We start from the raw sequence: 13,555 nt of genomic DNA, 5'->3' as shown, positions 1-13,555 counted from the left end.
ATTTCAAGAATCCCAGGTCGTTTAGCTCAGCTGGGAGAGCACCTCCCTTACAAGGAGGGGGTCACTGGTTCGATCCCAGTAACGACCACCATATTTGCAGTAAAAAGTTTAAAAAAATGATTTAGATGGGTCGTTAGCTCAGTCGGTAGAGCAGTTGACTTTTAATCAATTGGTCGCTGGTTCGAATCCAGCACGACCCACCATCATTTCAGAATCCCAGGTCGTTTAGCTCAGCTGGGAGAGCACCTCCCTTACAAGGAGGGGGTCACTGGTTCGATCCCAGTAACGACCACCATATTTGCAGTAAAAAGTTTAAAAAATGATTTAGATGGGTCGTTAGCTCAGTCGGTAGAGCAGTTGACTTTTAATCAATTGGTCGCTGGTTCGAATCCAGCACGACCCACCATCATTTCAGAATCCCAGGTCGTTTAGCTCAGCTGGGAGAGCACCTCCCTTACAAGGAGGGGGTCACTGGTTCGAACCCAGTAACGACCACCATATTTGCAGTAAAAAGTTTAAAAAATGATTTAGATGGGTCGTTAGCTCAGTCGGTAGAGCAGTTGACTTTTAATCAATTGGTCGCTGGTTCGAATCCAGCACGACCCACCATCATTTCAGAATCCCAGGTCGTTTAGCTCAGCTGGGAGAGCACCTCCCTTACAAGGAGGGGGTCACTGGTTCGATCCCAGTAACGACCACCATATTCGCAAGCGAAGCTGAGATATCAGCTTCAGTTGCAGAGAAAGTCCCCACTCAGATGGGGATTTTTTTTGCCCGCAATTCAGTACTTCAACTTCTTCTGTTGCCGGTGTGGCGAGCCGAACGCCACCTCTTATTGTGCCGCTCTGCCACTCCGATCCTTCTTCATCCTGCTCTTCCGAGATTGTTCGACGGCCACTGACTTCACTCCTGTCCATCGTGATGCTGCTTATATGAACGCCTGTTAAAGCAAATGCCAACAATAAAAAGGGCAGGCCAAGGCCTGCCCGCACGGATGCGCAAGGTGTTACATGATCCCGCGGATCAGGATCCCGCTGATCAGCAGCGGCGCCACCACGCGCCAGCACCAGAGCAGCGCCAGACGCAGGGCGGGTGACAGGCCCGCAGGCAATATGGCATCACCCAGGCGCCAGCCAAGCAGCAGGGTCAGTACCAGACCAAACAGCGGCATCATCAGGTTGGAGGTGAGGTAGTCGAGCAGCTCGAAGATGGTCTTGCCAAACAGGGTCAGATCGCTCCATGGGCCGAACGACAGGCTCACCGGAATGCCGGAGGCCATGATAAGCAAGGTCAGTACCCGGCAGGCGCCACGACGCGACCAGCCCCGCTCCTCAGTGGTGAAGCGCACCAAATGCTCCAGCATGGAGATAGAGGAGGAGAGCGCGGCCACCAGCAGCAACAGAAAGAAGACCACCCCCAGCCCCTGACCGAACGGTAGATGGCTGAAAACGGCGGGCATGGTCATAAAGGTGAGCCCTGGCCCTGCGGTGGGATCGATGCCGGTGGAGGCCAGCGCTGGGAAGATCATCAAGCCCGCCAGCACCGAGATAAGGCTTGCCAGTGTGACCACCCAGACCCCGGAGCGCAGCACCCCTTCGCTATTGGGCAGGTAGGCGCCATAGGTAGTATGTACCCCGAGCCCGATAGAGAGGGAGAAGAAGGCCAGCCCCAGCGCGTCCAGCACGCTCTGGCCGGTCAGCATGGAGAAGTCCGGCAGTAGCAGCTGGCGCACACCCGCCATGGAGCCTGGCATGGAGAGACCGACCCCCACCAGCAACAGCATCATGATGAAGAGCGCGGGCATCATCCAGCGCAGTGCCCGCTCCACCCCTTTCTGAATCCCCCCCTGCACGAACCACCAGGTCAGGCCCGCGAAGATCAGATGGGTCAGCACCGGCCACCAGGGGTTGCTGACATAGCCGTTGAACAGGGAGGTGAGGGCGCTCCCCTCGCTCAGGTTGAGCTTGCCAGCCATCGCCAGCGCGGCGTAACCCACGGTCCAGCCACCGACCACGCTGTAGAAGCTGTAGATAAAGAAGCCGCAGGCGATCCCCATATACCCCATCCAGCGCCAGTTCGGCCCCACCAGTTTGCGAAAGGCGCCGAGCACCCCGCGCTGGCTATGGCTGCCGAGCAGGGTTTCGCCGACCTGTACTGCTACCCCCAGGGTGAAGCTGAACAGCAGAAACACCAGCAGAAAGGCGCCACCGCCATTGGTGGCGGTCACATAGGGAAACTTCCAGATGGCACCAAGGCCAATCGCTGTGCCTGCTGCGGCCAGTACATGACCGAGACGGGAAGACCACTGAACCTGGCTCATACAACCTCCGGGTAACACGACATCGAAGCAATACTCCTGAGTAGCAATAAACGACAGACCATAAAAAAGGCCGCCTGAGGCGACCTTTGCAATGAACATTCAGAAAAACTGTGCGTGCAAGGTCACCTCTCTTGCGAGCTAAAAAATCGACCAAACAGCACGAGGATGGCAGACATGAGGTGACAACCTGACTAATGAATGAGGAAACAGCCTAAACCATGGAAAGAATAATTGACACATAAAATCAAAATTTTTTATGTGTGCCGCTGTCACCACTCTGGCTATACGTACAGCTCAATGGGGGAGAACCTCGCAGGGCCGTATCTTTTCTACCTTGCGGCTATTTACTGGGCGATAATCGACGTAGCTTCTTCTGGAACTAGTGACTGCTACATGGCGCTGACGGGAACAACGATGAGACAGGATGTCGTATGAGATGGATGGTGCTGCCCTGGTTACTGATCAGCCTGAGTGTGTCGGCGCAGTCCGGATTAACCCTGCTGAGTCACGACTTACCCCCCTTTACCGAATACCGCGATGGCAAGCTCGATGGTTTCGCCATTCGTTTGATTGATGAGGTGCAGGAGGAGCTTGGCACCCGCTATCCGGTGCGGATTTACCCGCTCAAGCGGGCGCTGGCGCTGGCACGGGTCGAGCCCGGCTATGGATTGTTCGTGGTACAGCGGCTCCCGGAGCGGGAGTCCCATTTCAAATGGGTTGGCCCGCTCTTTATCAATCGAGTCTTTATCTATCAGGCTCCGGATAGTCGCCACCCGCTGACCTCGCTGGCGCAGCTGCGGGAGCTGCCCAGAGTGGGGGTAGTGCTGGGCAATGCCGATGACGTGCGACTGACCCATGAGGGCTACACCAATCTGGTGCGCTACAAGACGGTCGGGGAGGCGATAGAGCGGCTGATGCTGGGCAAGATCGATGCCTTGCCGATGGCGGAGCTGGTGATGGAGGCCACCCTCGACAAGATGGGGTTATCCCGGCGCAGCATCGTCAGCAGTGGCGTGCTGCTCCATCAGGCCGGTCTCTATATCGTCTTCTCCAAGGGAACGGATGATGCCGAGATCACCCGCTGGCAGCATGCCCTGGATGCCGTCAGAGCCGCCCAGGGGCGGGCCGATGAGCCCACCCGCGAAGAGTAACCGTCACACCAGACCGCGAATCAAGATCCCGCCGATCAGCAAGGGGGCAATCCAGCGCCAGCAGTTCATCAGCAGGTGATGCCAGTGGCTGGCAATCCCCTGCGGCAGCGCCTTGCGTCCCAGCTTCCAGCCCAGCAGCAGCGTCAGCATCAGGCCGAACAGCGGCATCATCAGGTTGGAGGTGACAAAGTCCAGCAACTCGAAAATGGTTTTGCCAAACAGGGTGGCGTGTTGCAGCGGGCCAAACGACAGGCTGACCGGAATACCGCTAACCATGACGAATCCAGTGATGGCGCTGCAGGCCGTGCGGCGTGACCAGCCCCAGGTCTCGCACAGGAAGCACTGCAAATGCTCCAGCAGGGAGATGGCCGAGGAGAGCGCCGCAAAGACCAGCAGGGCGAAGAAGATCACCTCAAGCACCTGACCGAAGGGCAGCAGCTGAAATACCGCCGGCATGGTCATAAAGGTGAGACCGGGGCCGGAGGCCGGGTCGATACCGGTCGAAGCCAGCACCGGGAAAATCATCAGCCCCGCCAGTACCGCCACCATGCTGGCCAGCAGTACCACCCAGAGGCTGGAGCGACCAACCCCTTCGCTGGTCGGCAGATAGGCGCCGTAGGTGGTGTGAATGCCAAGACCGATGGAGAGGGAGAAGAAGGCCAGCCCCATGGCATCGAGCACGCCGGACATCCCCAGCTTACTGAAGTCGGGCATCAGGAAGTGACGCACCCCCGCCATCGCATTGGGCAGGGTGAGGCCAAAGGCGACCAGCATCAGGATCATCAGGAACAGGGCTGGCATCATCCAGCGCAGGGTGCGCTCCACCCCTTTCTGAATGCCGCCTTGCACCACCATCCAGGTGAGGGCGGCAAACAGCAGATGGGTGAGTATGGGCCAGACGTCGCCGCTGACATAATCATTGAAGCGGGCGGTGAGGGCCGCCGCATCGCCATGGTTGAGCTGACTTGAGATGGCCATGCCGGTATAACCCAGGGTCCAGCCGCCCACCACGCTGTAGAAGCAGTAGATGAGCAGGGTAGAGATCACTCCCATTACCCCAACCCAGCGCCACTGTTTGCCGAGCAGATCGGAGAAGGCTCCGACTACCCCGCGGCGACTCATGCTGCCGAGCAGGGTTTCCCCCATCAGTACCGCCACCCCCAGGGTGAAGCTGAACAGCAGAAAGACCAGCAGGAAGGCGCCGCCGCCGTTGACGGCGGTGACATAGGGGAATTTCCAGATTGCGCCGATACCGACCGCGGAACCCGCTGCGGCGAGGATGTAGCCGAGTCGGGATGACCATTGGGACTGCTTCATAAGAACTCCAATCGAGCGCCCCTTGGCAGGGCAGAATGGCGCTCATGTTACGGAGGTCACGGCGCAATCACTACGACGGTTATCAGGTGTAAATACGATTTATTGGCATGATTGGCTAATTTAATTCTGTTTTTAGCCCAATCCTGCCACCAAATAAAAAACCGGAGCAAGATTGCTCCGGTTTGGTCTCTGACAACTGCTCGTCGGTGGACTAGAGCACCCCGAGCTCCCGCAGCCGCTCCATCAGGTAGCTGTGGGCGGTATGACGCTCGGAGAGCACCACATCCGGGCGCGGGTGGAGGAACAGGGGCAGGGAGATACGCGACTTGGCGGCGCTGCCACCGGTCGGGTTGATGACCCTGTGAGTAGTGGAGGGATAGTAGCCGCGAGAGGCCTCCTGCAGCATGTCGCCGATATTGATGATGAGGGTGCCAAAGTCGCACGGCACGTCCATCCACTCGCCGTCGGAACCCTTCACCTGCAGCCCCGGCTCGTTGGCGGCGGGCAGAATGGTGAGCAGGTTGATATCCTCGTGGGCGGCGGCGCGGATGGCGCCCGGTTCCTCGGTGCCATCGAACGGCGGATAGTGCAGCACCCGCAGCAGGGTCTTCTGGCTCTCTTCGATCATCGAGGAGAGGGGGCAGCTGTAGTGAGCGGCGATATCGGCCGGGGTGTACTGCTCGACCCAGCCCAGCAGCTCGGCGGCCAGACCGTTGGCGAGGCGGTAGTACTCCATCGCCTGCTCCTTCAGTTCTTCCGGCATCTGGCCCCAGGGGTAGATGTGGAAGTACTCCTTGATGTCTTTCTGGCTATGGCCCTTGGCCACCTCGGAGACCGACGGCGGGAAGTAGCCATCCTGGGTCTCGCGGTTGAACAGGAAATCCTGCTTCTGCTCGCTCATGAAGAAGCGATACCAGTTGTCGTAGATGGACTGCACCAGCTCTTTCGGAATGGGGTGGTTGGTCAGCACGCCAAAGCCAGTGGTTCGCAGGGATTCGGTGAAGCGTTGGGCCGCATCGGGTGAGCGGTAATCGACGGTCAGGACTTTCATTGTTTTTGTTGCGCGCCAGTTAAAAGATGGCGCAGTTTACCTTGCGCCTGATAACAAGGAAAGCGGGTTGGCCACCCCGTCCGGCACGGCGTTGAATAGTGACAAAAACATCAAATAAACCGCACCAGACTGCACGGGGGCGCATCCCTTGTTAAGGCCTTTTATCCTCTCTAGAATGCCGCTCACTATCTTTTCCGGAGTCTGTTCATGTCCCCCAAAATCCTGTTGCTGACCCTGCCGGTATTGCTGGCGGGATGCAGTGCCCTGTCAGAAGATGAGTGCCGTACCATGAGTTGGTACAACCTGGGTTATCAGGATGGATCGGAAGGCAAAACCCGTCAGGCGACCCGCGATTACGTTTCGTCTTGCAGCGAGTATGGCCTCAAAGTGGATGAAGCCGAGTGGAAACGGGGCTACGACAAGGGGCTGGAGCTCTACTGCATTCCCGAGCTGGCTTACAGCAAGGGCAAGGAGGGGCAGGCTTATCTGGGGGTATGCCCCAATGACGCCAGCTTCCTCAAACAGTATCAGCGTGGCTACGAAGAGTACAAACTGGCTGCCCGCCTGCGGGAGATCAGCGACGAGCTGGAGCGTACCGAGCGGGATATCGATACGCTTGAACGCAGCATCCGCAACGAAACCAACACGGAACAGCGCGACTACTACCGTGCCAAGCGCGATCGAGCCATTCGCCACTACGAATCCCTGCGCCGGGAGTACAACCGTCTGCGTTATCCGGATCGGGTGATCCAGTTCTCCTTCGGCGGTTAATCCCTCTCTTCATGGCCAGCCCGCGTGCTGGCCATGTTGCATCTTGTCAGATCAGGGCAGTACCCAGCGCTGCAGTGCCAGTGCGATACCATCTTCGTTGTGGTCGGCCGTGACCCGATGGGCATGGCTCTGGATCTGCGGGGCCGCATTGCCCATGGCCACCGCCAGCCCAACTTGCTCGAACATGCTGATGTCGTTGTTGTTATCCCCAAACGCCACCACCTGCTCCATCGCAATCCCTTCGCTGGCTGCCCACTGGGCAAGCCGGTTGCCCTTGCTGCAACCGGGCTGTACCAGCTCCACCGCATAGGGGGCCGCCCAGTCGCGGGTAAAGGGCATCTGCTCGACCACCTCGCCCATAAAGGTGTGCAGGCGTGCCGGATCCTGATTGAACAGCTCCAGTTTCCAGACCGGGTTGTCGAGCCAGCCTGCCAGCTCCTCGACCGGGTGGAGGGCGATCTTGAGGTGGTCTGGCTGATTGGCCGACCAATGGCGGATGCGGGTGACATGCTCTTCGCAGCCGATGTAGCCGATCCCCTCGCTCAGGTGGAACAGGGCGCCCATCTGCTGTGCCTCGACCGCGGCCAGCAGCTCGGTAAGCGGGGCGACCGCCAGCGGGTCGCCGCTGAGGATCCGGTTTTGCACCGGATCATAGAGATAGGCGCCATTGCTGCAGATGAGGGGGGTATCGAGGGCCAGCTCGTGGTGGAAGGGACGCGCCGTCATGTAGTGGCGTCCCGTGACCAGCAGCACCTTGATACCGTGGGCGCGGGCTTGCGCCAGGGCTGCCCGGGTGGCCGACGAGATCTTGTGATCCCGGGTCAGCAGGGTGCCATCCATATCGAGCGCGATGGCCTTGTACTCACTCATAGCTCCTCCAGCATCGAACAAATCCGCAAAGAGCTTTACCGTCCCAGACCCGGCGCCCCGATGCAAGTCTTGCCCGCGGCCGAAGCGCCGAACTGTGATCCCTTCGTGGCTCAGGTGCAGCTGGCCAGCTGTTGACGACGGTCGGCACGGCGACGCAGCAGATAGAAACCGGCGGCACTGGCAAGGGAGCAGAGGGTGGCGAGATAGAAGGGCCACTCGGTACCGGCCAGCAGCACCAGACTGCCGAGCAGCACCGCCAGGATCTCGCTGCCTACGGCGAGGGCGCGGTAGAGCCCCATCGCCTGCCCCTGTTGCTCCGGGTGACTGCGGTTGGAGATCGCCACCGAAGTGGCCAGCTCCCCCAGACTCATGCCGATGCCAGCGGGAACGAAGGTAAGCGCCAGCCCCCACCAGTGCACGGGCAGGATAAAGAGCAGCATGCCGCTCGCCATCACCAGATGGCCGACAATCCCGAGGGAGCTGCCGCGCCAGTGGCGGGCGATGCGAGAGCCGAGCCAGGAGCCCGCCATCATGGGCAGGCTCACCAGCACCGCCGCCTGCGCCAGCTGGGCCGGATCCCAGGCCAGCCGCTCCACCAGCCAGATATTGAAGTAGGTGAAATAGAGCTGCACGGCGCCATAGCTGATCAGGGTAAGTACGAAGTAGGGCAGCAGGGCCGGTTGCAGCAGCAACTGGCGGCTGGAGAGGGTCGCAGCCTCCCGGGCGGCCGCCACCGGCGGACGATAGGGGATCAGCCAGTAGACCAGCAGCAGGTTGAGCAGGGTCATTCCTACCGCCAGCCAGGCGGCCAGACTGTAATCCCCCGAGATCACCGCGGCGTAGCCCCCGATTACCGGCCCCACGACCCAGCCCAGATTCATGCCGATGTTGATCCAGGCGAAGCTGCGGGCCTTGTGCTCCTTGCCAGCGAGATCCGCCGCCATCGCTTGCACGATGGCGATGTTGCCGTTGCACAGCCCCTCCACAATCCGGCTGAGTAGCAACAGGGGGAGGGAGCGCCAGGCGATACCGAGTGCCATCAGGGCATAGCCTGCCAGCACCCCCGCCAGCGAGAGTAACAGCAGTGGCTTGCGGCCATAGCGGTCGGAGAGGCGACCGAGCCAGGGGCTGCCCACCAGCTGGAACAGGGGATAGAGCCCCATGATGACCCCCAGCCACACCTTGCGGCTCCAGTCGGAGGCTTCCGGCGTCAGCATCCCCTGCGCTGGATCCAGCAGCAAGGGTGCCAACACCGGGGAGGGGAGACTGAAGCCTGCAACTGCCAGCGTGACCGTCATGACCAGCACCCAGAGGGGATTTTTGTGCCCGTGTTTCTCCATGTCGCACCCATTAAATAAAGTTATTTGTTTATTTATGCTGATTCATAGACGGGATTAAGTAAAGTGAATTATTGATTTAATAAAGGGCGCTCCCCATAATGAGATCATGAACGCAAGCACCGACAAGATCCTGTTTCTGCTCAAGAGCCATGGCCCGCAGAGCGCCGCCGTGCTGGGGGAGCAGTTGCAGATGACCTCCATGGGCGCCCGCCAGCACCTGCTCACGCTCGAGCAGGAGGGGTGGGTCACATTCAGCGACGAGGCGCGCGGGCGCGGTCGTCCTGTGCGGCTGTGGCAGCTCACCGAGCAGGCCTGGCAGCGCTTCCCCGATAGCCATAGCGACCTGACCGTGCAGCTGATCGACAACGTGCGCGAGCTGTTTGGCGAGGAGGGGATGGAGCGGCTGATCCAGCAGCGGGAGCAGCAGATGCTTGCTCGCTATCAGGAGGCGCTGGGGTCCCATGGTCTCTCTGGCCGGCTGGCGGCGCTCAGGGAGCTGCGTACTCGCGAGGGCTACATGGCGGAGATCCGCCGCGAAGAGGATGGCAGCTGGCTGCTGTGGGAGAGCCACTGTCCCATCTGTGCGGCGGCGCGCACCTGCCGCGGTTTCTGTCGCAGCGAACTGGCGCTGTTTCGCCAGCTGCTGGCGCCAGCGACGGTGGAGCGGGAGCAATATCTGCTGGAGGGGGCGCATCGCTGCCTCTATCGCATCACGCCGCCCGCGCTCTGATTTCGTCAAACGCCCAAAAACAACAAAGCAGGCGCCGGGATGCCTGCTTTGTTGCCTTCGGGGAGGGGGTTCTCTCGTTCCAGCCCGTCGTTTCCCGATAAGGTAAGACGGCTGATGGGGCTCTTGACCCGGTAAGGTCCTTCACCGCAGAGACCCGGTCAGGTATCTGCTTTGCCACCGGAAGATGTAACCATAGTATCCCTCCCGTGCCGGTGAGTGGTTGCAAAGTAACCACTTATTTCGGTTGTTTTTGCAATAGTTCACCCTTAATCTAGGAAAAGTGGATTAGTCATTGCAACGAGGAAGGGTAAATGCTGAAACTTGATCGCATAGACAGACATATTCTCGAGCTGATGCAGGAGAATGGCCGCATCAGCAATCTGGAACTGGCCGAGCTGGTCGGGCTCTCGCCGTCCCCCTGCTCCCGCCGGGTCAAGGCGCTGGAGGATGCCGGCCTCATCGATACCCACGTTACTCTGCTCAACGCCCGCCAGCTTGGCCTCACCCTCACCGCCTACATTCACATTTCCATGGACAGACACACGCCCGAGCGGTTCGAAAACTTCGATCGCGCCATCAGCGAACTGCCCGAAGTGCTGGAGTGTGACCTCATCACCGGCAATGATGCCGACTACCAACTCAAGGTGGTGGTGCGCGACATGGAGCACTACCAGCACTTCCTGCTGGACAAGCTGACCCATATTCCGGGGGTGACCGGGGTGCGCTCCAGCTTCGTGCTGCGCCGCATCAAGCACAAGACGGCGCTGCCGCTCAACCATCTGGGTTGAGCCCGCGCAAACCGCTTATAGAAACAGAAAGAGGAGGCCAGTGGCCTCCTCTTTTGCTATTCGCTCTTGGTTATTCGGTAGTGGTTATCGGGTCTGGATTAGCTGTCGCGGTGACGGGGCTACTGCCGCTGTCAGACGCTGACCTGGCTGATGTCTTCCACCTGCAGCAGCCAGCCGTTCTGCTCCTGCTGCGGTTCGCCGCTGACCCGCAGCCGCTCGCCGGTCGGCACCCACTGCCCCTCGGGCAGGGAGACCAGCAGACTCTCGCTGCCGTTGTCGAACAGCCAGCGATCTTCGCCAAGCGATTCAATCAGATAACCTTCCATCTCCACTCTGGACTCGGCTTGCCAGGATGGCGCAACGGAATCACGGCTCTCGATGAAATCCCCCTGAACACCAAAACTGGCTAGCCCCCACAGAATGGAGAGCCCGACGATGGATGTTTGCATCTTGTCTCTCCTCTTTTGGAACTGTAGGGCCAGTATGGGAACAGAAAACTGAGCGCACCATGAACAAGGTGGCAAAGTGCTGGCGAGATCGCGAAAAAATCCGGCCAATTGGCCGGCAGTGTCATTTTATGGTGCCTGGATCACACTATTTGGCGGCTTCTTCTGCCATCCGTTCAGCTCTTGGCTTATTCGTCCACATGGCTACCCCGCGATGATCCCCACAGATCCCCTCTGCTACCACGGCGCGAACCCGGGTGCCATCTTTGCAAATGGCCTGCCAGGCGTCAGCATCATCGATGGCGAGCGAGTTGGGGGGCGGCGTGGTTTGGCAAGCCGTGAGCAGCAGGGCGCACAGGGGGAGCAATTTTTTCATGGCGGACTCCTCGGGGTAATGGGGGACTGAGAGGATTGGGATGACCTCTCCATCCGGGCTTCACTCCCCAGCATCAGTGATAACCGGTTAAGGGGCAAGGGGGGGGCCACCGACAGGTGCAGGTGCCGTGCAGCCGGGGCTTGCCCTGTGCCCTCCTTGGGCCTAAGGTGGGGCCGTTTTACTGCCTGATTGAAGGAGCGTTTTCATGTCCACTCTCTATCCCCGCGTCGGGGTCGGCGTCATCCTGACCAACGCCCAAGGCCAGGTGCTGCTTGGCAAACGCAAAGGGAGCCATGCCCCCTACTGGTCGATCCCGGGTGGTCATCTGGAGTTGGGGGAGAGCTTCGAGTCGGCGGCGATCCGCGAGGTGGCCGAGGAGACGGGACTGGAGATCCAGGGGCCCGAGGTGGTGGCTGTGACCAACAATCTGGAGACATGGCGCGAGAGCGGGCTGCACTATATCTCGGTGACGCTGCATGCCCGGGCCGATGGCGAACCGCAACTGCTGGAGCCGGAGAAGTGCGAAGGCTGGGTCTGGTGCGATCCGCGCGAGTTGCCCGAGCCCCATTTCGACGCCAGCCGTCAGTCCATCGCTTGCTGGTTGGCGGGACGCTGCTATCTGCCGGGTGATGTGCCCATGGTGTCGGCCTAATCAGTCTGATTGTCATAAAACGATCATCGCGCTGTCATAATATCTCCTCTCCATCGGGAGAAGAGGGATGAGGGGGAAGATCGTGGGGCAGGTATTTATTCAGTTTTTATGGCTGGGATGCATCAGTTTTGGTGGTCCGGCCGCTCATATCGGTTATTTCCAGCGCACCTTCGTCCAGCGGCTCGGCTGGCTGACACAGGCCGAATTTGCCCGCTTGCTGGCGCTGTGCCAGCTGCTGCCGGGACCCGCCTCCAGCCAGCTTGGTTTCGCCATCGGTCGTCATCGCGCCGGTCTGGGCGGGGCGCTCTCTGCTTTTGTTGGCTTCACGCTGCCCTCATTTCTGCTGCTACTGGCGGCCGCGATCGGTATCGGTCAGCTGGGCAGCAATTTGTGGCTCGATGCGGCGCTGCATGGCCTTAAACTGCTGGCGCTTATCGTGGTGGCCGATGCGGTGCTCACCATGAGTCGTCAGTTCTGTGCCACGGGAATGACCCAAGGGATTATGGTGGTGACCGCTGCTGCACTCTGGTGGCAGCCCAGTCTGCTGACTCAACTGTTGATGCTGGCGGGAGCGGCGCTGATCTGCGCCCGCAGCCAGCGCGGGGCGGGTAGTCGCCCTGCCACCGCCGAGCTGCCTGCTGCCGCTGCCAGTCAGCCTCATTGGCCGACCCTGCTGCTGTTTGGCATCTTTTTTATCGGCCTGCCGCTGCTCGCTAGCCCGCTTGGCCAGCTGGTTGCCGACTTCTATCGCGCCGGTAGTCTGGTGTTTGGCGGTGGCCATGTGGTGCTGCCGCTGCTGCAAGAGAGCGTGGGACACACTCTCAACGAGCAGCAGTTTCTGACCGGTTACAGCCTGGCCCAGTTGGTGCCGGGCCCCATGTTTACCCTTGCCACCTATCTTGGCGCCCAGCTGCAGCCCGAGATGCCGATGATCGGGGCCCTGTTGGCGACCCTGGCGCTCTTTGCACCCGGCTTTCTGCTGCTTTGGGCGGTGGGCCCCTGCTGGCAACAGTGGCTGGCCCAGCCCCGTCTGGCGGGGGCCGTCACCGGAATCAACGCCGCCGTGGTGGGCTTGTTGTTGGCGGCCCTCTATCAGCCGGTGTGGCAGAGCGCGGTGCTGGCGCCGACCGATCTGGCGCTGGCGGCCATCGGCTTTTATCTGCTGCGGGTGGTGAAGCTGCCGATACCGGCCATTGCGGCCCTGCTGGTGATGGCCGCCATCCTGCTGGCGTGAATGCGGTGAAATCCCGATAAAAAAACGGCGCCTCCATAACGGAGGCGCCGTTTTTATTGCAATGGGTCAGCCGCTTAAGCGTCGGGATCGAAATCCAGACTCAGGCTGTTGACGCAGTAGCGCTGGCCGGTCTCGGTCGGTCCGTCGGGGAAGACGTGACCGAGGTGAGAGCCGCACTGGCGGCAGGTGATCTCCACTCGCTTCATGCCGTGGCTGTTGTCTTCGGTGTACTCCACCGTCCCCTCGATGGCCTTGTCGAACGAGGGCCAGCCGCAGCCGGAATCAAACTTGGCTCCTGAGTGAAACAGCACGCTCTTGCAGCAGACACAGATGTAGTCGCCGCTCTTGCGATTGTGGAGCAGGGCGCCGCTGTAGGGGCGCTCGGTGCCCTTCTCCCAGCAGACGTGAAACTGCTCGGCGGTCAGTTTGCTGCGCCACTGTTCCGGATTGTTACTGCTCATACCGACTCCTTGCCATCCATACCGGAGCCCAGCATAGCGGCTCCGTAA

At 60.2% G+C, this 13,555-nt stretch carries 14 protein-coding genes and 7 tRNA genes; 13 read left to right on the top strand and 8 right to left on the bottom strand.

Translation table 11 applies throughout. The features are described 5' to 3' along the window. Positions 1-15: 15 nt before the first annotated feature. From I6L47_RS10500 to I6L47_RS10470, 7 genes are all read left to right on the top strand, one after another. A tRNA-Val gene (locus I6L47_RS10500) sits at positions 16-91 on the top strand. 36 nt (positions 92-127) lie between these two features. Further along, a tRNA-Lys gene (locus tag I6L47_RS10495) sits at positions 128-203 on the top strand. Positions 204-219: 16 nt separating this feature from the next. Next, positions 220-295, top strand: a tRNA-Val gene (locus tag I6L47_RS10490). A 35-nt stretch (positions 296-330) separates the two neighbouring features. Further along, positions 331-406 (top strand) — tRNA-Lys (locus tag I6L47_RS10485). A gap of 16 nt (positions 407-422) precedes the next feature. Further along, positions 423-498 (top strand) — tRNA-Val (locus tag I6L47_RS10480). 35 nt (positions 499-533) lie between these two features. Then, positions 534-609 (top strand) — tRNA-Lys (locus I6L47_RS10475). 16 nt (positions 610-625) lie between these two features. Then, a tRNA-Val gene (locus I6L47_RS10470) sits at positions 626-701 on the top strand. Positions 702-1,006: 305 nt separating this feature from the next. On the opposite strand, the gene I6L47_RS10465 is transcribed toward I6L47_RS10470, so the two are convergent. Then, positions 1,007-2,320 (bottom strand): sodium-dependent transporter, encoded by a 1,314-nt coding sequence (locus I6L47_RS10465; protein WP_216949286.1) that lies wholly within the window; start codon positions 2,318-2,320, stop codon positions 1,007-1,009. Between the two features lie 431 nt (positions 2,321-2,751). On the opposite strand from I6L47_RS10465, the gene I6L47_RS10460 reads away from it, so the two are divergent. After that, positions 2,752-3,471, top strand: a complete 720-nt coding sequence (locus I6L47_RS10460; RefSeq protein ID WP_216949285.1) for an ABC transporter substrate-binding protein — start codon at positions 2,752-2,754, stop codon at positions 3,469-3,471. A gap of 3 nt (positions 3,472-3,474) precedes the next feature. Here I6L47_RS10460 and I6L47_RS10455 read toward each other — a convergent pair whose 3' ends face one another. Both I6L47_RS10455 and I6L47_RS10450 read right to left on the bottom strand, forming a co-directional pair. Further along, the gene (locus I6L47_RS10455; RefSeq protein ID WP_216949284.1) at positions 3,475-4,788 is read right to left on the bottom strand and encodes a sodium-dependent transporter; all 1,314 of its coding nucleotides are present in this window, start codon (positions 4,786-4,788) and stop codon (positions 3,475-3,477) included. A 211-nt stretch (positions 4,789-4,999) separates the two neighbouring features. After that, entirely contained in the window at positions 5,000-5,839 is an 840-nt protein-coding gene (locus tag I6L47_RS10450) for an isopenicillin N synthase family oxygenase (protein WP_040068235.1), read from the bottom strand. A 207-nt stretch (positions 5,840-6,046) separates the two neighbouring features. Between I6L47_RS10450 and I6L47_RS10445 the strand changes: the two genes are divergently transcribed. Then, positions 6,047-6,610 (top strand): DUF2799 domain-containing protein, encoded by a 564-nt coding sequence (locus I6L47_RS10445; RefSeq protein ID WP_005362971.1) that lies wholly within the window; start codon positions 6,047-6,049, stop codon positions 6,608-6,610. A gap of 51 nt (positions 6,611-6,661) precedes the next feature. Here I6L47_RS10445 and I6L47_RS10440 read toward each other — a convergent pair whose 3' ends face one another. Beyond that, positions 6,662-7,480 carry a Cof-type HAD-IIB family hydrolase gene (locus I6L47_RS10440; RefSeq protein ID WP_005362969.1) on the bottom strand — a complete coding sequence of 273 codons (819 nt, stop codon included), beginning with the start codon at positions 7,478-7,480 and terminating at the stop codon, positions 6,662-6,664. 110 nt (positions 7,481-7,590) lie between these two features. Further along, positions 7,591-8,820 (bottom strand): MFS transporter, encoded by a 1,230-nt coding sequence (locus tag I6L47_RS10435; protein ID WP_149152194.1) that lies wholly within the window; start codon positions 8,818-8,820, stop codon positions 7,591-7,593. A 106-nt stretch (positions 8,821-8,926) separates the two neighbouring features. Here I6L47_RS10435 and I6L47_RS10430 point away from each other — a divergent pair, with 106 nt between their 5' ends. Then, the gene (locus I6L47_RS10430) at positions 8,927-9,550 is read left to right on the top strand and encodes a metalloregulator ArsR/SmtB family transcription factor (protein ID WP_216949283.1); all 624 of its coding nucleotides are present in this window, start codon (positions 8,927-8,929) and stop codon (positions 9,548-9,550) included. 311 nt (positions 9,551-9,861) lie between these two features. Beyond that, a complete protein-coding gene (locus I6L47_RS10425; RefSeq protein ID WP_005304871.1) occupies positions 9,862-10,338 on the top strand; it encodes an Lrp/AsnC family transcriptional regulator in 477 nt (158 codons plus the stop codon). A 131-nt stretch (positions 10,339-10,469) separates the two neighbouring features. Here the strand turns inward: I6L47_RS10425 and I6L47_RS10420 are convergent, their stop codons facing one another. Together I6L47_RS10420 and I6L47_RS10415 are read right to left on the bottom strand one after the other, a co-directional pair. Beyond that, the gene (locus I6L47_RS10420; RefSeq protein WP_206877554.1) at positions 10,470-10,787 is read right to left on the bottom strand and encodes a hypothetical protein; all 318 of its coding nucleotides are present in this window, start codon (positions 10,785-10,787) and stop codon (positions 10,470-10,472) included. 145 nt (positions 10,788-10,932) lie between these two features. Next, entirely contained in the window at positions 10,933-11,160 is a 228-nt protein-coding gene (locus tag I6L47_RS10415; protein ID WP_005335715.1) for a hypothetical protein, read from the bottom strand. 205 nt (positions 11,161-11,365) lie between these two features. Here I6L47_RS10415 and I6L47_RS10410 point away from each other — a divergent pair, with 205 nt between their 5' ends. Together I6L47_RS10410 and chrA are read left to right on the top strand one after the other, a co-directional pair. Next, positions 11,366-11,812: an NUDIX hydrolase gene (locus I6L47_RS10410; RefSeq protein WP_216949282.1), complete on the top strand. Its 447-nt coding sequence runs from the start codon at positions 11,366-11,368 to the stop codon at positions 11,810-11,812. 82 nt (positions 11,813-11,894) lie between these two features. Continuing rightward, positions 11,895-13,046, top strand: a complete 1,152-nt coding sequence (gene chrA / locus I6L47_RS10405) for a chromate efflux transporter (RefSeq protein ID WP_216949341.1) — start codon at positions 11,895-11,897, stop codon at positions 13,044-13,046. A 74-nt stretch (positions 13,047-13,120) separates the two neighbouring features. Here the strand turns inward: chrA and msrB are convergent, their stop codons facing one another. Then, the gene (gene msrB, locus I6L47_RS10400) at positions 13,121-13,507 is read right to left on the bottom strand and encodes a peptide-methionine (R)-S-oxide reductase MsrB (RefSeq protein WP_216949281.1); all 387 of its coding nucleotides are present in this window, start codon (positions 13,505-13,507) and stop codon (positions 13,121-13,123) included. Positions 13,508-13,555: the final 48 nt, after the last annotated feature.

The organism is Aeromonas sp. FDAARGOS 1417 (genome assembly GCF_019046985.1).
Taxonomy (GTDB): Bacteria; Pseudomonadota; Gammaproteobacteria; order Enterobacterales; family Aeromonadaceae; genus Aeromonas; species Aeromonas veronii.
The sequence above is the reverse complement of the archived record's forward strand: the minus strand, read 5'-3'. Positions and strand labels throughout refer to the sequence as shown.